The organism is Pseudomonas sp. MDT2-39-1, from assembly GCF_054898085.1.
Map to the genome: position 1 here is coordinate 3369562 of NZ_CM142716.1, position 19418 is coordinate 3388979.

General features: G+C 59.8%; 16 protein-coding genes and 2 pseudogenes. 16 read left to right on the top strand and 2 right to left on the bottom strand.

Annotated features, from left to right (window positions below; translation table 11 throughout):
* The first annotated feature begins 344 nt into the window (after positions 1-344).
* The 11 genes from ACYZTM_RS16005 to ACYZTM_RS16055 all read left to right on the top strand — a co-directional run bounded on the left by ACYZTM_RS16005 (position 345) and on the right by ACYZTM_RS16055 (position 14799).
* Positions 345-1697 (top strand): TolC family outer membrane protein, encoded by a 1353-nt coding sequence (locus ACYZTM_RS16005; RefSeq protein WP_131060468.1) that lies wholly within the window; start codon positions 345-347, stop codon positions 1695-1697.
* A 36-nt stretch (positions 1698-1733) separates the two neighbouring features.
* Positions 1734-3890: a type I secretion system permease/ATPase gene (locus tag ACYZTM_RS16010; protein WP_461983395.1), complete on the top strand. Its 2157-nt coding sequence runs from the start codon at positions 1734-1736 to the stop codon at positions 3888-3890.
* Complete coding sequence (locus tag ACYZTM_RS16015) at positions 3880-5247, top strand: HlyD family type I secretion periplasmic adaptor subunit (protein WP_461956530.1); 1368 nt, start codon at positions 3880-3882, stop codon at positions 5245-5247. The genes ACYZTM_RS16010 and ACYZTM_RS16015 overlap by 11 nt, the downstream gene beginning before the upstream one ends.
* A gap of 322 nt (positions 5248-5569) precedes the next feature.
* Positions 5570-6457, top strand: a complete 888-nt coding sequence (locus ACYZTM_RS16020) for a TauD/TfdA dioxygenase family protein (RefSeq protein ID WP_461983397.1) — start codon at positions 5570-5572, stop codon at positions 6455-6457.
* Between the two features lie 17 nt (positions 6458-6474).
* The gene (locus ACYZTM_RS16025) at positions 6475-7500 is read left to right on the top strand and encodes an ABC transporter substrate-binding protein (protein WP_461983399.1); all 1026 of its coding nucleotides are present in this window, start codon (positions 6475-6477) and stop codon (positions 7498-7500) included.
* A 5-nt stretch (positions 7501-7505) separates the two neighbouring features.
* A complete protein-coding gene (locus ACYZTM_RS16030; RefSeq protein ID WP_461983401.1) occupies positions 7506-8366 on the top strand; it encodes an ABC transporter ATP-binding protein in 861 nt (286 codons plus the stop codon).
* 20 nt (positions 8367-8386) lie between these two features.
* Positions 8387-9253: an ABC transporter permease gene (locus ACYZTM_RS16035; RefSeq protein ID WP_438658301.1), complete on the top strand. Its 867-nt coding sequence runs from the start codon at positions 8387-8389 to the stop codon at positions 9251-9253.
* 202 nt (positions 9254-9455) lie between these two features.
* On the top strand, positions 9456-10376 hold the full coding sequence (locus tag ACYZTM_RS16040; RefSeq protein WP_131060475.1) for a LysR family transcriptional regulator: 921 nt from the start codon (positions 9456-9458) through the stop codon (positions 10374-10376).
* 219 nt (positions 10377-10595) lie between these two features.
* Positions 10596-12131 carry an MFS transporter gene (locus ACYZTM_RS16045; RefSeq protein WP_461983403.1) on the top strand — a complete coding sequence of 512 codons (1536 nt, stop codon included), beginning with the start codon at positions 10596-10598 and terminating at the stop codon, positions 12129-12131.
* Positions 12132-12157: 26 nt separating this feature from the next.
* The gene (locus ACYZTM_RS16050; RefSeq protein ID WP_461983405.1) at positions 12158-13225 is read left to right on the top strand and encodes an HlyD family secretion protein; all 1068 of its coding nucleotides are present in this window, start codon (positions 12158-12160) and stop codon (positions 13223-13225) included.
* Positions 13222-14799 (top strand): efflux transporter outer membrane subunit, encoded by a 1578-nt coding sequence (locus ACYZTM_RS16055; RefSeq protein WP_461983407.1) that lies wholly within the window; start codon positions 13222-13224, stop codon positions 14797-14799. Before ACYZTM_RS16050 ends, ACYZTM_RS16055 begins: the two co-directional genes overlap by 4 nt.
* Positions 14800-15629: 830 nt before the next feature.
* Here the strand turns inward: ACYZTM_RS16055 and ACYZTM_RS16060 are convergent.
* Together ACYZTM_RS16060 and ACYZTM_RS16065 are read right to left on the bottom strand one after the other, a co-directional pair.
* Positions 15630-15935, bottom strand: coding sequence for an XRE family transcriptional regulator (locus ACYZTM_RS16060; RefSeq protein WP_083375321.1), 306 nt, complete (start codon positions 15933-15935; stop codon positions 15630-15632).
* On the bottom strand, positions 15928-16293 hold the full coding sequence (locus tag ACYZTM_RS16065) for a type II toxin-antitoxin system RelE/ParE family toxin (RefSeq protein WP_461983409.1): 366 nt from the start codon (positions 16291-16293) through the stop codon (positions 15928-15930). Before ACYZTM_RS16065 ends, ACYZTM_RS16060 begins: the two co-directional genes overlap by 8 nt.
* Positions 16294-16470: 177 nt before the next feature.
* Between ACYZTM_RS16065 and ACYZTM_RS16070 the strand changes: the two are divergent.
* From ACYZTM_RS16070 to ACYZTM_RS16090, 5 genes and pseudogenes are all read left to right on the top strand, one after another.
* Positions 16471-16773 (top strand): annotated as a pseudogene (locus ACYZTM_RS16070) (efflux RND transporter periplasmic adaptor subunit); the annotation flags it as partial.
* Position 16774: 1 nt separating this feature from the next.
* A pseudogene (locus ACYZTM_RS16075) lies at positions 16775-16978 on the top strand (TolC family protein); the annotation flags it as partial.
* Positions 16962-17567, top strand: coding sequence for an adenylyl-sulfate kinase (gene cysC, locus ACYZTM_RS16080; RefSeq protein WP_461983411.1), 606 nt, complete (start codon positions 16962-16964; stop codon positions 17565-17567). The pseudogene ACYZTM_RS16075 and the gene cysC, both read left to right, overlap by 17 nt.
* Positions 17564-18349, top strand: a complete 786-nt coding sequence (locus ACYZTM_RS16085; RefSeq protein WP_461983413.1) for an aspartyl/asparaginyl beta-hydroxylase domain-containing protein — start codon at positions 17564-17566, stop codon at positions 18347-18349. Before cysC ends, ACYZTM_RS16085 begins: the two co-directional genes overlap by 4 nt.
* Positions 18337-19332: a sulfotransferase family protein gene (locus tag ACYZTM_RS16090; RefSeq protein ID WP_461983415.1), complete on the top strand. Its 996-nt coding sequence runs from the start codon at positions 18337-18339 to the stop codon at positions 19330-19332. Before ACYZTM_RS16085 ends, ACYZTM_RS16090 begins: the two co-directional genes overlap by 13 nt.
* Positions 19333-19418 lie beyond the last annotated feature (86 nt).

Here is a 19418-nt window from a genome sequence, read left to right on the forward strand (position 1 = left end):
GTGTCACGTTCAGTTGACTTCCATAAACCTGATGGCGTGTTCGCCAAATCAGTCTGGACGTACTTTCAAGGTATTCGAGGCACAACGTTGACGCGCTTAAGCGTCAGCAAATTGGCTATATTTTTTCGCTATAAACTATATGCCAAACTATTGACCTTAGTGCTGTCATCCTAAACACTCGCCCCCGTAATGTCACATTGATATTTAGGTAACTACCTGCCCCAAGAGTGTGGCTCAGTTCCAAATTCCAACTTTCCGACACACGGTCATTCCGATGGTCATCATCCGATGCAGCGGCACGTTCTGCAGTGATTCAAGACAAGTAATTCCGGGAAATTCCAACCATGCGTTTGCACCTGTTCAAGGCTTTACCCTTCGCCCTTGCCGCCAGTTTTGTTCAGGCGCAATCACTTCCGGAGGCCATGCAACAGGCGTTGGATGTCCATCCGGAGATCCAGGCAGGTGTTAATAGTCGATTGGCCGCGGATTATCAGTTAAAGGCAGCAAAAGGTGGATACCTTCCCCGGGTCGATTTGCTGGGCGGTTATGGTCGCGAAGGCACGGACAGCGTCACCACGCGCGCTGCCGGTAACGACAATCACTGGGAAACCCTGAACCGCAGCGAGTCAAGTTTGCGTCTGTCGCAAATGGTCTTTGACGGTTTTGCGACGTCCAGTGAAGTGGGGCGTCAACAAGCCACCGTTAATTCCCGTGCTTATTCCTTGCTGGGCACATCCGAACGCACCGCGCTGACCGTGGCTCAGGTTTATCTGGATGTACTGACCCGCCGCGAATTCGTGCGCCTGGCCACAGACAACCTGAAAAGCCACGAACGCATTTTTGACCAGATCAAGTTGCGCACCCAGCGCGGCGTCGGCAGCGGTGCCGACCTTGATCAGGCCGAAGCGCGTATGGCCCAGGCCCGCAACAACCTGATCACCGAACAGACCAACCTGGCTGACGCCGAGACCAACTTCCTCAGTGCCGTGGGCCAGATGCCCGATCAACTGGAGCGGCCTGCCGATTTCCTCGCGCTGTTGCCGGCCAACTTGAATGAAGCCCGCGCGCAGATGCTGGAAAACAGCCCGATCCTGCGCTCTGCCGAGTCCGACATCGCCGCTGCCGAGAAACAGTACGACGCCGCCAAATCGTCCTTCTACCCGCGCTTCGATGCCGAACTGGGTCGCTCCGCCGACAACGATCTCGACGGTCAGAACGGTCACAGCAACGAATGGCAGGCCATGTTGCGCATGCGCTTCAACCTGTATGCCGGCGGCAGTAACAAGGCTGATCTGGAATCCAAGTCGTACCTGTCCAATCAGGCGCTGGATATCCGCAATAACGCGCTGCGCGTATTGAACGAAGAGTTGGGCCTGGCCTGGAATGCGTTGAACAACGCCAACGCCCAAGTGCCGATCGCCCAGCAATATGTCGATCACAGCACCAGCGTGCGCACCGCGTATCAGAAGCAGTTCAGCCTGGGCGAGCGCACCTTGCTCGACCTGCTCGACAGTGAAAACGAACTGTTCACCGCTGCCCGTCGCCTGGCGGAGATCAAAAACATTCAGTTATTTACTCAGTACCGAATCAAGGCGACCATGGGCGAGTTGCTCAAGAGCCAGGGAGTGGTCGCACCATTGGCATCCGTTGTGCAGAACGACGTGAAGCCCAGGGTCCAGCTACCCGGGATGAATTGAGTCTTCCCTTTTTACTGTTAGCCAAGAGTGCCGAGCGTGGAATCAGAAGTCAGTCGAGTTCAACTCATTCATGATCCACGCGCGCTGCACGACGATCCGTTACTGGATGGTCTGCTAGCCCTTTGCACCCTGCATCAAAAGCCGGCCAGCGCCGCGATGTTGACCACCGGCCTGCCCTTGCCCAAGCAGCGCCTGAGCGTTGAGCTGCTGCCCCGCGCTGCCGCTCGCGCCGGCCTGCAAGGGCGCGTGCTGGTGCGCAAGCTGGAGCAGATTCCGGCGATTGCGATGCCGGCGCTGTTGCTGCTCAAGGATGGCCGCAGTGCCGTCCTGCTCGGCTGGCACGGTGAAGACCAGGCCCGCCTGCTGATCAGTGAAAGCGACGGTGGCGAAAGCCTCGTCAGCCGTGAACTGCTGGCCGACGATTACATTGGCAAGGTGTTCTTCGCTCAACCCCAGCACAAATTCGACGTCAATCACGGCACGCTGATCCCGCGCGCGCGCTCGTGGTTTCGCGACACCCTCAAGCGTTCGCGCTGGCTGTACGCCGACGCCATCGCCGCCAGTTTCCTGATCAACATCATCGCCATGGCCGCGCCGCTGTTCGTGATGAACGTCTACGACCGCGTGGTGCCGAACCAGGCTGAATCGACGCTTTGGGTGCTGGCCATCGGCATCACCGGGGCATATTTGTTCGACCTGATCCTCAAGAGCCTGCGCAGCTTGTGTCTGGACCTGGCCGGGAAGAAAACCGACTTGATCATCTCGGCGACATTGTTCGAGCGCATCGTCGGCATGGCCATGAAGTACCGCCCGGCCCGGGTCGGCAGCTTCGCCCAGAACATCCATGAGTTTCAGAGCCTGCGCGACTTCCTCGCCTCGCTGACCCTGACCAGCCTCATCGACCTGCCGTTTACGCTGTTGATCTTCATGGTCATCGCCATTCTCGGCGGGCACTTGGTGTGGATTCCGGTGCTGGCGTTCCCGATTGCCTTGCTGATCGGCTATGCGCTGCAGAAACCGCTGGTGGCGACCATGGAACGAACCATGGCCCTGGGCGCCGAGCGACAGTCGAGCCTGATCGAAACCCTCGCCGGCCTTGATGCGGTGAAGGTCAACAACGCCGAAAGCGAACGCCAGTATCAGTGGGAACAGACCATCGGCACCCTCAGCCGCCTCGAGCTACGAGTGAAAATGCTCTCGGGTCTGGCAATGAACATCACCCTGCTGATCCAGCAACTGGCCGGGGTGATCATGATCGTCTTCGGCGTGTACCAGATCATCGCCGGCAACCTGAGCATGGGCGGTCTGATCGCCTGCTACATGCTCAGTGGTCGCGCGCTCAGCCCGCTGGCTTCGTTGTCCGGCCTGCTGACCCGTTACCAGCAAGCGCGGGTGACCATGACCTCGGTCGATCAAATGATGGAGCTGCCGCAAGAACGCAACTTCGAAGAGCGCCCGTTGAGCCGCAAGGTGCTGCAAGGCGCCATCGAATGCCGGCAGATGAATTTCACCTACCCGAACCAACAGAACGCGGCGCTGAACAACATCAACCTGGTCATCAAGCCGGGCGAGAAGATCGGCATCATCGGTCGCAGCGGCTCGGGCAAAAGCTCCCTGGCCAAACTGCTGGTGGGTCTCTATCAACCGGACGACGGCGCGCTGTTGGTGGACGGCGTCGACATTCGTCAGATCGACGTCAGCGAATTGCGCCACAACATCGGCTATGTGGCGCAGGACATCCAGCTGCTGGCCGGCACCCTGCGCGACAACCTGGTCTCGGGTGCGCGCTATGTAGAAGACGAAATGGTGCTGCAAGCCGCCGAACTGGCCGGCGTGCACGAGTTCGCCCGTCTGCACCCGCAAGGTTATGAACTGCAAGTCGGTGAGCGCGGGCAGAACCTGTCCGGCGGTCAGCGCCAGAATGTGGCCCTGGCCCGTGCGTTGCTGCTCAATCCGCCGATCCTGCTGCTCGACGAACCGACCAGCGCCATGGATAACACCGGTGAAGAACGCCTCAAGCAACGCCTCGCCGCGGTGATTGAAAACAAGACCGTGGTGCTGGTGACGCACCGGGCATCGCTGTTGTCGCTGGTGGATCGCTTGATCGTCATCGACCGTGGACAAATTCTCGCCGATGGCCCGAAAGCCGCCGTGATGGAAGCGTTGAAAAAGGGGCAGATCAGTGTTGCTTAAGTCGGGTTTCAAGGATTCGATTCGCCGTTACTTCAAAGGCTCCGAGTCGCTGCATGGCCAGCCACTTCCCGAGGTCAACAAAGCCCTCATCGAAGACGCCCCGCGGGTGGTGCGGCTGACGATCTGGGCGATCATCGGTTTCTTCGTGTTCCTGATGCTCTGGGCCAATTACGCGGTGATCGACGAAGTCACCAAGGGCGACGGCAAGGCGATTCCGTCGTCGAAGATCCAGAAAATCCAAAACCTTGAGGGCGGCATCGTTTCCGAGCTGTACGTCACCGAAGGGCAGATTGTCGACGCCGGTGCGCCGCTGATTCGCTTGGACGACACACGGTTTGCCTCCAACGTGGGCGAGACCGAAGCCGATCGGCTGTCGATGCTGCTGCGCGTGGAGCGCTTGAGCGCCGAGGTCGATGACCGTCCGCTGAACTTCCCCGCCGATGTGCTGAAGGCTGTTCCCGGTCAGGCGGCCAGTGAGGAGTCGCTGTACATCAGCCGTCGTCAGCAACTGCACGATGAGATCGGTGGTTTGCAGGAGCAGTTGATCCAGCGTCAGCAAGAGCTGCGCGAATTCACTTCCAAACAGTCCCAGTACCGCAATGGATTGTCGTTGCAGCGTCAGGAAATCAACATGTCCGAGCCGCTGGTGGCCCAGGGCGCGGTGTCGCCGGTCGAGGTGTTGCGACTCAAGCGTGCCGAGGTCGAAACCCGTGGGCAACTGGATGCCACGACGCTGGCGATCCCGCGCGCCGAATCGGCGATCAAGGAAGTGCAGCGCAAGATCGACGAGACACGCGGCAAGTTCCGCAGCGAAGCCCTGACCCAGCTCAACGAAGCCCGCACGGACCTGAACAAGGCCCAGGCCACCGGCAAAGCGCTGGAAGACCGGGTCAGCCGGACCCTGGTGACATCGCCGGTGCGCGGCATCGTCAACAAGCTTCTGGTGAACACCATTGGTGGCGTGATTCAGCCGGGCAGCGACCTGGTGGAAATCGTACCGCTGGACGACACCTTGCTGGTGGAAGCGAAGATCCGCCCGCAAGACATCGCGTTCCTGCACCCGGGGCAGGAAGCGACGGTGAAGTTCACGGCGTACGACTACACCATTTACGGTGGGCTGAAGGCCAGGCTTGAACAGATCGGTGCCGATACCATCACCGATGAAGACAAGAAGACCACGTACTACATCATCAAGCTGCGCACTGATCGCAGCCACCTGGGGACGGATGAAAAGCCGTTGCTGATCATCCCGGGGATGGTGGCTTCGGTGGATATCATTACCGGCAAGAAGACCGTTCTAAGCTATCTGCTGAAACCGATTATTCGGGCTCGGGCTGAGGCGTTGCACGAGCGGTAGTTCTTGAGCGCGGCTGATGGCCTCTTCGCGGGCAAGCCTCGCTCCTACAGGATTTGTATCGTTCACATATTTGGCATACGACACAAACCTCTGTAGGAGCGAGGCTTGCCCGCGAAGGCGGCCTCAAAAACGCCACAATCCAAAAGCCATATCGTTATTCGCTAACGGTATTTAAATTTAAATTTTTATACCTATAAAGTCACTCTCCTGCGTACCTGCCGACCCATCGGCGCGCCGCACGACACGAACCAACACGGGACCTCCGTGAGTTTCTTGATCGACGTGCGCGCTTTGAAGCGTGCCGTGCGTGGGAGTGATTTTTATGTCAGCCGTCTCTGCGTCATCCGCAATCGCGCCACAAACCTTCGATGTTCGCCCGTTCAGCGGCGCTGTCGGTGCCGAAATCATCGGTCTGGACCTGTCCCGCCCGATCAATGATCAGGATTTCGCCCGCATCCACCGCGCGCACCTTGATCATCACGTCGTGGTGTTCCGCGACCAGCGCATTACCCACGAGCAGCAGATCGCTTTCAGCCGCCGTTTCGGCGTGTTGCAGATCCACGTGCTCAAGCAATTTCTGCTGGCCGGGCATCCGGAAATTCTCATCGTTTCCAACATCATCGAAAATGGCGAATCCATCGGCCTCGGCGACGCCGGCAAGTTCTGGCATTCCGACCTTTCCTATAAAGAATTGCCGAGCCTGGGCTCGATGCTGCACGCCCAGGAGCTGCCGTCCGAAGGCGGCGACACGCTCTTCGCCGACATGCACAAAGCCTGGGACAACCTGCCCGAGGCGCTGCGCAAAGCGGTCGAAGGTCGTCCGGCGGCGCATTCCTACACGGCGCGCTACAGCGAGACCAAATTCGAAGGCAACTGGCGCCCGACCCTGACGCCGGAGCAACTGGCTCAAGTGGCCGAAGTGGTCCACCCGATCGTGCGCACGCACCCGGAAAATGGTCGCAAGGCGTTGTTCGTCAGCGAAGGTTTCACCACCCGCATCGTCGGTTTGCCGGAGGACGAGAGCAAGCAACTGCTTGATGAGCTCTACGCTCACAGCGTGCTGCCGCAAAACATCTACCGCCATCAATGGCAGGCCCACGACCTGGTGTTCTGGGACAACCGCTCGCTGATCCACCTCGCCGCCGGATGCCCAAGCCATCTGCGCCGCAAGCTGTATCGCACCACCATCCAGGGCGACGCGCCTTTCTGATTTGTCGGAGAACTTCCATGTCCAAACGTCTTCCTTTCGCGCCGCTGGCCGCTGCCATCGGTTTGGGATTGAGCCTGATCGCCGGCAGTCTGGTGGCGCCGACCGTGGCCCACGCCGAAGGTGAAATCCGCATCGCCGAGCAGTTCGGCATCGTTTATCTGTTGCTCAACGTGGTGCGCGATCAGAACCTGATCGAGAAGTACGGCAAGCAGGAAGGCATCGACATCAAAGTCGACTGGACCCAGTTGTCCGGTGGCGCGGCGGTCAACGATGCGCTGCTCTCGGGCTCGATTGATATTGCCGGTGCGGGCGTCGGTCCCTTGCTGACCATCTGGGACCGTACCCACGGCAAGCAAAACGTCAAAGCCGTGGCCTCCCTCGGCAATTTCCCGTATTACCTGGTGAGCAACAATCCCAAGGTCAAAACCATCGCGGACTTCACCGAAAAGGACCGCATCGCGGTGCCGGCGGTCGGGGTGTCGGTGCAGTCGCGCTTCCTGCAATACGCGGCCGCCAAGCAATGGGGTGACAAGGACTTCAATCGCCTCGACAAGTACACCATCGCGTTGCCGCACCCGGACGCCACCGCCGCGCTGATCGCGGGTGGCACCGAATTGACCGGGCATTTCTCCAACCCGCCGTTCCAGGACCAGGCGCTGGAAAACCCGAACGTGCACGTGGTGCTGAATACCTATGACCTGCTCGGCCCGAACTCACCGACGGTGCTGTTCGCCACCGAGAAATTCCGCGACGAGAACCCGAAAACCTACAAGGCCTTCGTCGAGGCGCTGACCGAAGCGGCGCAGTTTGCCCAGAACGACAAAGGCGCGGCCGCCGACACTTACATCCGTGTCACCAAAGCCAAAATCGACCGTGCCGCGTTGCTGAAAATCATCGATAACCCGCAGTTTGAATTCAGCGTCACGCCGAAAAACACCTACCCATTGGCCGAATTCCTATATCGCGTCGGCGCGATCAAAACCAAACCGGATTCGTGGAAGGATTACTTCTTCCAGGACGCCAAACCGCTGCAAGGGAGCTGATCGAGATGAACGCCCCTTTGCAAGGCCACACGGCCAGCAACCCGATCTCAGCAGCCCAGGCGCTGCTGTCCGTCGACAATGTCAGCCTGGAGTACCGCACGCCGCAGCGTGTGGTTCGGGCAACGCATCAAGTCAGTTTTGAAATCGATCCGGCTGACCGCTTTGTGTTGCTCGGTCCGTCCGGTTGCGGTAAATCGACGCTGCTCAAAGCGGTCGCCGGAATCATTCAACCGTGCGAGGGCGAGATCCGGCTGCAAGGACAAACCGTTCATGCGCCGGGGCCGGACCGGATTGTAGTGTTCCAGGAATTCGATCAACTGCCGCCGTGGAAAACCGTCAAACAGAACGTCATGTTTCCGCTGCTGGCCTCGAAAACCCTCAAGCGCAAAGAGGCCGAAGAACGGGCGTTGCACTATCTGGAAAAGGTCGGTCTGGCGGCGTTTGCCGATGCGTATCCTCACACATTGTCCGGCGGCATGAAGGCGCGAGTGGCGATCGCCCGGGCGTTGGCGATGCAGCCGAAAATCCTCCTGATGGACGAACCCTTCGCCGCCCTCGATGCGCTGACTCGCCGCAAGATGCAGGAAGAATTGCTGCTGCTCTGGGAAGAGGTGCGCTTCACGCTGCTGTTCGTCACGCACTCCATCGAAGAAGCGCTGGTGGTGGGCAATCGCATTCTGTTGCTGTCGCCGCATCCGGGTCGGGTGCGGGCCGAAGTCCACAGCCATCAATACGATTTGCACAGCCTCGGTGGCGTAGCGTTTCAGGAGTCGGCGCGAAGGATTCATTGGTTGCTGTTCGATGAAGGTCAGTCGCCGGAAACCGAGCGTGAGCTGGATTTTTCCGACATTCGCATCGCTTATTGAGCCATTGAGAGGAGTGCCCGATGAGCCATTTATCATCTGCGCGTGAAGAATTCGAAACCGTTTTGCAGCCATTGACGAGCGTGCCGGTGGAGCGGGAATTGCCGCTCGGTCAGCGCCTCTGGCAACAGGCTTGGCTACGTAAAAGCCTGATCCTGATTTTGCTCGCAGTGCTGTGGGAGGTGGTTGCCCGCGTTCAGAACAACGACCTGCTGCTGCCGAGTTTTCTGCAAACCGGCAGCGCGCTGTATGACGGCTTGCTCAGCGGTGAACTGCTGGGCAAAGTCTGGATTTCGCTGGTGGTGCTGCTCAAGGGTTACTTGATCGGCATCGTCCTGGCGTTTGGCCTGACCACGTTGGCGGTGTCGACGCAGTTCGGCCGCGATCTGCTGAGCACCTTGACCTCGATGTTCAATCCACTGCCGGCGATTGCGCTATTGCCGTTGGCGCTGCTGTGGTTTGGTCTGGGGCAGAACAGCCTGATTTTTGTGCTGGTGCATTCAGTACTTTGGGCCTTGGCGCTGAATACCTATGCCGGGTTTCTTGGCGTCTCGGAAACCCTGCGCATGGCCGGGCGCAATTACGGCCTCAAGGGTATGCGCTTCGTGCTGTTCATCCTGATCCCGGCGGCGCTGCCGTCGATCCTTGCCGGGTTGAAAATCGGCTGGGCGTTTGCCTGGCGAACGCTGATCGCAGCGGAATTGGTGTTTGGCGCCACCAGCGGCAAGGGCGGGTTGGGGTGGTACATCTTTCAGAATCGTAATGAGCTGTACACCGACAAAGTGTTTGCTGGGTTGGCGGTGGTGATCTTGATTGGGTTGCTGGTGGAGAACCTGGTGTTTGACACGCTGGAGCGGGTCACGGTGAAGCGGTGGGGGATGCAGCGCTAAGATTTGCGGTGTCTGATCCGGCCTCTTCGCGAGCAGGCTCGCTCCTACAGTGGATCTTCATTGGATGCAGATTTTGTATTCAACACAAAACCCCTGTAGGAGTGAGCCTGCTCGCGATGAGGCCGGTCCAGCCAACACAATAATTGGCGATGTTTGCTAGCATTGCGTCTGAATCAATCCAGCCCAGACACGAGTGCTCAGCATGCAACTCCCGGACATGAACCTGTTGGTCGCCCTCGACGCCTTGCTCGACGAGGGCAGTGTGGTGGGCGCTGCGCGGAGGATGAACCTCAGCCCGGCGGCTATGAGCCGAACACTCACGCGTATCCGCGAGGCCATCGGCGACCCGATTCTGGTGCGCGCCGGTCGTGGTTTGGTGCCAACGCCCAAGGCGTTGGAGCTTCGCGAGCAAGTACGCGATGTCGTGGAGCAGGCCGCTTTGCTGTTTCGCTCGGCCGATGCGGTGGAGTTGGGTTCGTTGCGTCGGCGGTTCAGCATCCGCGCCAATGACTTTTTCGTCGGTGTCTACGGCGGCAAGCTGTTCGACACCCTGGACCGTCAGGCGCCGCATTGCGAGTTGCGCTTCGTCCCCGAAGGCGACGGCGACGATGAAGCGCTGCGCGAAGGGCGGATCGACCTGAGCATCAGCAATACCCGGCCGCTGACCCCGGAAGTGAAGGTTCAGAATCTGTTTTCCACTCATTTCGTTGGCCTGGTTCGCGAGGACCATCCGCTGTTCGACGAAGAGATTACGGCCGAGCGTTTTGCGGGTTTCTCCCATATCAGCATGTCCCGTCGCGGCATTGCTCGCGGGCCGATTGATGCCGCACTCAATGCCCTTGGGCTGGAGCGGCGGGTGGCGATGATTGCGCCGAGTTTCCACGCGGCGATGTTTGCGCTGCCGGATTCCGATCTGATTTTGCCGGTGCCCAAGGAAGCGTTACTGAGCGTACGACGCCTGGGTTTGAAGCTGCGCTCGTTTACCCTGCCGATTCCCTTGCCCACCCTGATGCTGACCCAGGCATGGCATCCGCGTTTCGACAAGGACCCGGCGCATCGCTGGCTGCGTGAAACGCTCAAGGCCTGTTGCGACGAGACCTGGCTGGCCGCGCAACCCTCTTGAAGTTCACCCCCAACCCCTGTGGGAGTGAGCCTGCTCGCGATAGGGCCATCACATTCACTACAGATGTTGACTGATCCACCGCTATCGCGAGCAGGCTCACTCCCACAGGGTTTATTATTGCTGCATGAAACGCACTTATTACCTGTCAATAAGTCAGTTTTCGTAACGTCCCGCGCTTCTTAAACTGCTTCGGTATTCAAACCCCGGAGCTTGCAGTAAATGACTTCCCTCACGGTCACGGCACCTTTCGCCGCGGCCAGTCCGGCCGCCGTTACGCCCCCGGTCTTCGGCCCGCGGATCATCATCGGTCTGGTGGGCGTGTTGCTGGCGGTGCTGGTGTCGGGCCTCAACGAGATGGTGACCAAGGTCGCTCTGGCCGACATTCGCGGCGCATTGGCCATCGGCTATGACGAAGGCACCTGGCTGGTCGCCAGCTACACGGCGACCTCCGTAGCCGCCATGGCCTTCGCGCCGTGGTGCTCGGTGACGTTCTCGTTGCGGCGCTTCACCCTCTGCGCCATCAGCGCCTTCACCCTGTTGGGCGTGTTGTGCCCGTTCGCCCCGAACTACGAAAGCCTGCTGCTGATGCGTACTTTGCAAGGCCTGGCTGGGGGCGCGCTTCCACCGATGCTGATGACCGTCGCGCTGCGCTTTTTGCCGGCCAACGTGAAGCTTTACGGTCTGGCGGGTTACGCGCTGACGGCCACCTTCGGCCCTGGGCTCGGCACACCACTGGCCGGCTTGTGGACCGAATACGTCGGCTGGCAATGGACCTTCTGGCAAATCATCGCGCCGTGTCTGATTGCCATGGCGGCCGTGGCCTACGGCTTGCCGCAGGATCCGCTGCGTCTGGAGCGCTTCAAACAATTCAACTGGCGCGGCTTGCTGCTGGGGTTTCCGGCGATCTGCATGCTGGTGATCGGCATTTTGCAGGGCAATCGGCTGGACTGGTTCGAGTCGAGCCTGATCTGTGGATTGCTCGGCGGTGGGCTGTTGATGCTGGTGCTTTTCCTGATCAACGAGTGGTCGCAGCCCATCCCGTTTTTCAAGATGCAGATGCTCGGGATCCGCAACCTGGCGTTCGCCTTGCTGACCCTGGCCGGGGTGCTGGTGGTGCTGCTGGCGGTGATCATTATTCCGTCCAGCTATCTGGCGCAGGTCCAGGGTTATCGCCCGGTTCAGACCGCACCGATCATGTTGTTGGCGGCCCTGCCACAGTTGATCGCGCTGCCGCTGGTGGCGGCGCTGTGCAACCTGCGTTGGGTCGATTGCCGCTGGGTACTGGGGCTCGGTCTGAGCATGTTGGCGCTGTCCTGCATCGGTGGTTCGCAGCTGACGTCGGTGTGGATTCGTGACGACTTTTACGTGCTGCAATGGCTGCAAATCTTCGGTCAGCCCATGGCGGTACTGCCGCTGCTGATGCTCTCCACCGGCAGCATCACGCCGATGGAAGGCCCGTACGCCTCAGCCTGGTTCAACACCGTGAAAGGCCTGTCAGCGGTGGTCGCCACCGGTGTGATCGAGGCGTTGACCACGGCAAGGCTGCATTTCCATTCGACCATGCTGGTGGACAACCTCGGCAACTCCCCTCTGGCCGACAGCGACAGCGCTGGCCTTGCCCATCGTCTGCATGAGCAGGCCGTGGTGCTGACGTCATCGGATCTTTATCTGTGCATGACCGGCGTCGCGTTGGTGCTGATCCTGCTGATTTTCTGGCTGCCGACGCGGATTTATCCACCGCGCGCACCGACATGAACGCTTCACTGAAACAGAAGGTTTTTATGACGACTCAAACAAAGCAAAAAGTGGTTGTCGGCGTCGCCGCAGTGGTGGCGGTCGGCGTGCTGATTTACCTGCTGACGCCAGGTCTTTTCGGTAAACGCACGCAGCAGAACACCAACGATGCCTTTGTCTCGGCGGACTTCACCCTGGTGGTGCCTCGGGTGGCCGGGTTCATCAAGGACGTGCTGGTGGAAGACAACCAGCAGGTCAAGGCCGGACAGTTACTGGCATTGATCGATGACAGGGACCTGCGTGCCGCCGCCCAAGCCGCCGACGCCGAGACGTTGGTAGCCAGGGCGCAACTGCAAAACGCTCGGGCAACCCTTGAGCGCCAGACTTCGGTGATCGCTCAGGCCCAGGCCACGGTGGTGTCGGCCAAGGCTGAAATGGCCTTCGCCGAGCACGAATTGAACCGCTACAACCACCTCGCCGGGGTCGGTGCCGGCACGGTGCAGAATGCTCAGCAAGCGCGCACGCGCATCGATCAGGCCGCGGCGCAGTTGGCCAACGTCACGGCGGTGCTGGCGGCGGAGCGTAAGCAGGTGGAGATCCTCACGGCTCAGCGCGACGCGGCAGACGGTGGATTGAAGCGCGCGCAAGCGGCGCTGGAAATGGCCAGCTACGAGCTGTCTTACACGCGCATCGTTGCCCCTCAGGACGGCATGGTGGGCGAGCGGGCGGTGCGGGTCGGTGCTTACGTGACGCCGGGCAGCAAGATTCTGGCGGTGGTGCCGCTGGCGCAGGCTTACGTGGTCGCCAATTTCCAGGAAACCCAACTGATCGACGTGAAGCCGGGGCAGGACGTGCAAGTGCGTGTCGACAGCCTCGGTGGCGAGGTTTTGACGGGGCGCGTCGAGAGCATCGCGCCGGCCACCGGTGTGACGTTTGCTTCGATCAAACCGGACAACGCCACCGGCAACTTCACCAAGGTTGTGCAGCGGATTCCGGTGAAGATTGTTCTGGAACCGGGTCAGGCATTGGCCGGCCGGTTGCGGGTGGGGATGTCGGTGGAGGCGAGGATTGATACGGCCGGTGCGGCGACGGCGTCTGAGGTGGTTCAGCGATGAAGAGCTTTGTTGACCGGACTGACGCCTTCGCGAGCAAGCCCGCTCCCACATTTAATCTGCGGGGTGCCCAAGTTTTGTGCGCAAAAAGAGATCCCCTGTGGGAGCGGGCTTGCTCGCGAAGAGGCCGGTGGCTTCAACTCACCTTTTGCGCCTTGCTGATCATGAGCCTTACAGCCTGCACCGTCGGCCCCGACTTCCAGAAACCTCAAGCACAACAAATCACCGAGTGGTCGAAACCGTCCAAAGCCGCCGCCAGTGAAGCCGTACCCACCGACATGAACGAGCGCTGGTGGGACGTCTTCAACGACCCGAAACTCTCGGCCCTGACCCAGCGCGCCCTGACCGACAACCTCGACCTGAAACTCGCCAGCAGCCGCTTGCAGCAAAGTCGCGCCGCACGCCAGGCGATCACCGCCGACCGTTATCCGAACACCGCTGTCACCGGCAGCTACGGGCGCAAACGTAACAGCGGCGAAGGCCTGAACGATCCATCAGGCAACAACGGCGACTCGGCGTTCAACCTCTGGGACGCAGGCTTCTCCGCGTCATGGGAACTGGATTTCTGGGGCCGTGTGCGCCGCGAAACCGAAGCCGCCGACGCGACGCTGGAAGTCGCGGAAAACGATCGCCGCGGTGTGCTGCTGTCGGTGCTCGCCGAAACCGCTCAGGACTACATCCAACTGCGCGGCGCACAAAGCACTCGGGCTGTTACCGAACAAAACCTCGATGTCGCCCGCCACAGCCTGAGACTCTCGCAACTGCGTCTGGCCGATGGTGTTGCCACTGACCTGGACGTCGCCGAAGCGGCCGCCCAAGTCGCCGCCATCGAGTCGCGCCTGCCCGCGCTGGAACAGCGCCAATCACAGCTGATCAACGCCTTGAGCTTGCTGATGGGCGAACCGCCTCAAGCGCTGCACGCCGAGTTATCCAGCGACGTGCCCGTACCGCAAACCCCACGTCAGGTCGCCATTGGCCTGCCGTCGCAGCTGGCCGAACGCCGCCCGGATATCCGTCAGGCCGAAGCCCGCCTGCATGCCGCCACCGCGAGCATCGGCGTGGCCAAGGGTGATTTCTATCCGCGGATCACCCTGTCGGGCAACATCGGTTCACAAGCCATGCAGCTGAGCGATTTCGGTTCCTGGGGCTCGCGCTCGTTCGGTATCGGCCCGCAATTCAGTCTGCCGCTGTTCGACGGCGGCCGCCTGCGCGGGGTCCTGAATCTGCGCGAGGCCCAGCAACAGGAAGCCGCCATCGCCTACCAGCAAACCGTACTACGCGCGTGGCATGAAATCGACGACCAACTGAGCGCCTACAACGCCAGCCAACTGCGCCGCGACAGCCTCGCCGAAGCCGTCCGCCAAAACCAGATCGCCCTGCGCACCGCGCAGCAGCAATATGTGGAAGGGGTGGTGGATTTCGTCAACGTGCTGACCGTTCAAGGCGCGTTGTTGGCGACTCAGGAGCAGTTTGTGGAGAGCTCGACCGGGGTGTCGCTGGCGATGGTGGGTTTGTATAAGGCGTTGGGCGGGGGATGGGAGTCGGTGTATCCGCTGGCAGAGACGGCACAGCGCTAATTCGTGGGGGGTAAATCGAAAAAACCGGCCGAGGCCGGTTTTCTCACCCTAACGGCCAGCGAACTTAATCGCTGCGTACAAGGTTCAGTTATGCTGAAGTTAGGGCCAAATGATTTTGAAAGCAATGATTGACCAACGGACTATCTCGTAGGAAATGTCCTGATTTTTTATGTGGGATTTGGTCCACCTGAACCGGCGTTAATATTGCGGCCCCTATGCCTAACAAGCGCCGTCATGCCTTCTAACCCTTACTCGCCACCGGCTGCAGACTGCGCCATGGACAACGACATGTTTTGTCCCTTCTATGTCGTGTCTAAACGCAAGCTCGCAGTCCTGTTTGTCGCAACCTCTGGCTTGTACTTCATGTATTGGTCGTATCGAAACTGGAAAAACTATCGAGCGGCTACTGCGGTGCGGGTCATGCCATCAATACGCGCGGTCATGAGTGTGTGGTTCACCTATGCCCTGGTCAGAGCTATCGATCGGCGCATAAATGCCACGGGTTTTCGATACAAATGGTATCCAAGGTTTCTGGCTTTAACGTTCATTCTGCTGTGTGCCCTTGAGTCCACGCGCATCTGGATCTGCATCTAAGTCTTGCGATGCTGATGTTGCTTCTGACCCTTCAAGTCAGTTGCTTGATGCGTGTGCAAATGGCGATAAATTATCTGGCGGACGATGCTTCGGGTAGACAAAATTCAACACTCAGCCCAATAAACTGGATGTGGGTTGTCTTGGGATTATGCTGGTGGGGATCGTTGGCCAGCCTCATTTTGGCGGGGTTATCGTAATGTTTCTGGCAGGACGCGATAGAGCAGCCAGTTGGCTGCTCAACCAGCGAAATTTTCGATCTTTACCTGGCCATCCGGAAAAGTAGCGATGATTTCAAGTTCGCCGCCCATCGCGCGGATGTAGTTGCGTAAAGTGCTGATGTACATATCCGTACGACGTTCCATCTTTGAAATCGCTGCCTGATTGATATGCAGCGTTTCTGCAAGCGTGGCCTGGCTAAGCGCTTTGGCCTGACGCAATTCGTGTAACGGCATTTCCTTGATATGTTGTTCATAAATCGACTCGGCGCGTGCCCGGGATTCGGGTGTCATCCGCGCTTCGAGCTCGGCAAATTTCTTAGCCATCGTTGTGACCCTCTTTGCGCAATGTGTCGAGATGCTCATCGTACAGCTGATCGGCCAGCGGTACATTGACTTCATACCCTCGATCCTGACCGGTTTTATCACCGCCAATCAACAGCAAGGCACACCGCTTGGGATCGAATGCGTACAGGATGCGATACGGACGCCCTGCATGCTGAATTCGTAGTTCCCTGAGATGGCCGTGGCGTGAGCCATTTATGCCTGAGCTGTGGGGAAACCTCAGGCCTGGGCCGAATTGGCCTAGCAGCTTGACGCTTGCAGCCACAGAGCTCTGCTCGCTTTCGCTCAGATCCGTCCACCAGTCGCCGAACTCGTCGGTGTATTCAATATCCCAATTCATGGGGCGGAATATGCACCCTATGGAATATTCCATCAAGGTTATATTTTCGATAGGTTGATGCCATTTTAGCCAACGGTGCCTTTCCCGCTCTTTCGCTTTTCCAACAAGTGTCGGCTATCCACTTGACGCCCACCCACCCTGTCATAGACTCCGCTCATCCGTCAGGGAGATACGGTTATGCGGCGTGTTCGTGTTTGGGTTATTGGATTGACCTTGGTGACATGCGCCGTTCAGGCGCAAACGCCGGCGCCAGACGATCCGCTGTTGGGAAACAGCGCCACTGGCAGCAATGCGACGGCCAGCAGCGAAGCCCGTGGCGTGTTGCGTGCCCGGGATCAGGCGGTGCTTGCCAGTGAGTTGTCCGGGCGCATTGTCGAGTTGCCGTTCAGTGAGGGCGAGTCGTTCAAGAAGGGCGATACGCTGGCGCGTTTCGACTGTTCCGCTTATCAGGCCCAGCTCAATGCGGCGCAGGCCGCCAGCGCAAACGGATTTGCGCCGGGACCTGTCCTACGCCGATCTGCGTAACGCCTACGGCCAAATCTTCGCCAGCGCCGGCCTCGACCCGATGCCGGATGAGATTCAGTCCACCGAAGTCCAGTCCATCGCCACCGCGCTGGCGAATCGTGAAGCCGCTTGGGCGTCGGGCAACATCACAGTGCCGGTGGCCCATGTTCCGGTCCAATAATCTGCGGGTGCCGACCGCGAGCATCAATCGCGAACAACGGGAGACCCGCAACGGTCATCACGGCACCGCGATCCTGCTGACCGGTTTGCCGGCGGCGGGCAAATCGACGCTGGCCCAGGCGCTGAACGCCGAGCTGTTCGAGCGCGGCGTGCAGAGCGTGGTGCTCGATGGCGACGGGTTGCGGGTCGGGCTCAATCGCGACCTCGGATTTTCCGACAACGATCGCCTGGAGAACATCCGCCGCGCCAGCGAGCTTGCGGCGCTGCTGGTGGAGAACGGGCAGATTGTCATCCTCGCGATGATCGCGCCGCTGGTGGAGCTGCGTGAAGTATTTGCTCGGCGACTGGGTGAGGACTACCGCGAAGTCTGGTGCAGCGCTTCGTTGGCGGTGTGCGAGCAACGCGATCCTAAAGGTCATTACGCTCGGGCCCGTCGCGTTGACCTGGCAGGGTTTACCGGTGTTTCCGCGCCCTATGTACCGCCGTCGTCCGCCTCCTTGGTGCTCGACACCGGCGTGCAGTCGGTCGAGGCCTGCCTCGACCGGTTGCTGACCTGGCTCGGCGAATGTGCGGTGCTGCCGAAGCGATGAATCGACCGGCATTTTCCCGCCTGCCGGTGACGTTGGATTTGCCGCTGTTGTTGCAAGCGTTGGCGGCGATTGGCGAGGACGCGTGGCATGCGCATTTCAACAGTGATTACTACGCCGAAGACTGGAGTGGTGTGGCGCTGGTTTCGGCGGTGGATGCGCTGACGGAACTGTCGCCGGGGTGTGGCGAACCGCTGTTGCGCGCGCCGTGGTTGCGGGATCTGCGATGGCAGCAGGGCTTGCGCGATTTGCCGCTGGAAATCGTCAGCGCGCGTCTGTTGCGGCTCGGTCCGGGCGGGCAGATTCACGAACATTGTGATTACGATCTTGGCGAGCCAGACGCTGATCTGCGACTGCACATTCCTTTGCTCAGCCCACCTCTCGTCGACTTTATGCTCGATGGCCAGCGCATGCCGATGACGGCGGGGGAATGCTGGTTTCTCGATTTGTCGCGGCCCCATCGCGTGGACAATCGCGACAGTTCGGCACGGGTTCATCTGGTGCTCGATTGCCGTCCTGGTGTTGGGTTGGAGCAGGCGATTTTCGAGGGTTTACGCACCACGCCTTCACCTGATATCGGGGACGGAGCTTTACTGCAATTTCAGCGGTTAGTGGCGAGCGATCCGCAGCTTTCGAAGACGTTACAGGGCTTACAGGACACTGAGGTTTTCATCACCCGGACGCTGGAATTGGCCACTGAGAGAGGCTTGGTCTTCTCTCGGGAAGAACTGCGTGCTGCGATGCGCAACGGCCGTCGCCGCTGGAATGAACAATGGAACGCCTGAGCCTGGAAGGCTGGCTGCCGATTCGGGTCTGGCAGCCGGCTGGCGAGTGGCAGGTCGATTGGTGCTGGTTCGGCGACACGTCGTTGCATCAGCCATTTTTTCGCGATGCCGTGGAAGAGGCGCTGCGGTTGCCGTTCGATCAGGCGTTTCGTCGGCAAACGCCGTTGGCTGTTCTCGGCGACTGGCAGGCCCTCAGTCCCGGTTTGGCGCCGAGTACGTTTATCTTTCATGCTTCGCGCTGCGGCTCGACCCTGATCAGTCAGATGCTCGCGCAACTCGATAACCACATCGTCATCAGCGAACCGCCGCCGCTGGATGCCTTGTTGCGCAGTGGTTTGCCAGCCGTCGAACGGCGTGCCGCCGTCGAAGGGTTGTTGTCCGCCTATGGTCAGCGTCGGCTCGGTAAGGAGCAACGGTTGGTGATCAAGCTCGATGCCTGGAACATCGCTGAATTGCCCCTGTTGCGCGAATGTTTTCCCGAAACGCCTTGGTTGTTTGTGTACCGCGATCCTCTGGAAATCGCTGTTTCTCATGTACGCCGCCCGGGCATGCACATGGTGCCGGGGATGATTGGCGCGAGTGGGCTGGATGACGAATTGCCGTTCGACAGTCGTGAGGATTTCATTGCGCGGCGGTTGGGGCGGTTGCTGGAATCGGGGTTGGCGCGATGCAGGGAATTTGGTGGGTTGGCGGTGAATTACAGTGAGTTGCCCGGTGCGATGGCGGGGCGGTTGGCTGGGTTTTTCGGATTGGATGATTTGCAGCGTGGGCAAGTGTTTGCAGCGGTGGGGCGGCATGCCAAACAGCCTTCAGCGGTGTTTGGCGGGGACGGTGATGAGAAGCGTCGTGAGGCTTCGGCGCTTTTGCGTGAGCGGGTGGAGCGTTGGGCGCGGGTGCCTTATGACGCGCTAGTTGCCAAGTCATGCATTGACAGTACTGACGCCATCGCGAGCAGGCTCACTCCTACAGTTGATCTTCAGTGAACACATATTATGTGTACGACGGAGATCCAATGTGGGAGTGAGCCTGCTCGCGATGGCGGTGGTCAATTCACCACAAATGTACCCGG

Bases quoted from the DNA above. Each gene is read 5' to 3' on its own strand.
- ACYZTM_RS16090 (WP_461983415.1), top strand. From the start codon at position 18,337: ATGGAACGCCTGAGCCTGGAAGGCTGGCTGCCGATTCGGGTCTGGCAG.
- ACYZTM_RS16035 (WP_438658301.1), top strand. From the start codon at position 8,387: ATGAGCCATTTATCATCTGCGCGTGAAGAATTCGAAACCGTTTTGCAG.
- ACYZTM_RS16005 (WP_131060468.1), top strand. From the start codon at position 345: ATGCGTTTGCACCTGTTCAAGGCTTTACCCTTCGCCCTTGCCGCCAGT.
- ACYZTM_RS16040 (WP_131060475.1), top strand. From the start codon at position 9,456: ATGCAACTCCCGGACATGAACCTGTTGGTCGCCCTCGACGCCTTGCTC.
- ACYZTM_RS16050 (WP_461983405.1), top strand. From the start codon at position 12,158: ATGACGACTCAAACAAAGCAAAAAGTGGTTGTCGGCGTCGCCGCAGTG.
- ACYZTM_RS16045 (WP_461983403.1), top strand. From the start codon at position 10,596: ATGACTTCCCTCACGGTCACGGCACCTTTCGCCGCGGCCAGTCCGGCC.
- ACYZTM_RS16020 (WP_461983397.1), top strand. From the start codon at position 5,570: ATGTCAGCCGTCTCTGCGTCATCCGCAATCGCGCCACAAACCTTCGAT.
- ACYZTM_RS16030 (WP_461983401.1), top strand. From the start codon at position 7,506: ATGAACGCCCCTTTGCAAGGCCACACGGCCAGCAACCCGATCTCAGCA.
- ACYZTM_RS16085 (WP_461983413.1), top strand. From the start codon at position 17,564: ATGAATCGACCGGCATTTTCCCGCCTGCCGGTGACGTTGGATTTGCCG.
- ACYZTM_RS16065 (WP_461983409.1), bottom strand. From the start codon at position 16,293: ATGAATTGGGATATTGAATACACCGACGAGTTCGGCGACTGGTGGACG.
- ACYZTM_RS16025 (WP_461983399.1), top strand. From the start codon at position 6,475: ATGTCCAAACGTCTTCCTTTCGCGCCGCTGGCCGCTGCCATCGGTTTG.
- ACYZTM_RS16055 (WP_461983407.1), top strand. From the start codon at position 13,222: ATGAAGAGCTTTGTTGACCGGACTGACGCCTTCGCGAGCAAGCCCGCT.
- cysC (WP_461983411.1), top strand. From the start codon at position 16,962: ATGTTCCGGTCCAATAATCTGCGGGTGCCGACCGCGAGCATCAATCGC.
- ACYZTM_RS16060 (WP_083375321.1), bottom strand. From the start codon at position 15,935: ATGGCTAAGAAATTTGCCGAGCTCGAAGCGCGGATGACACCCGAATCC.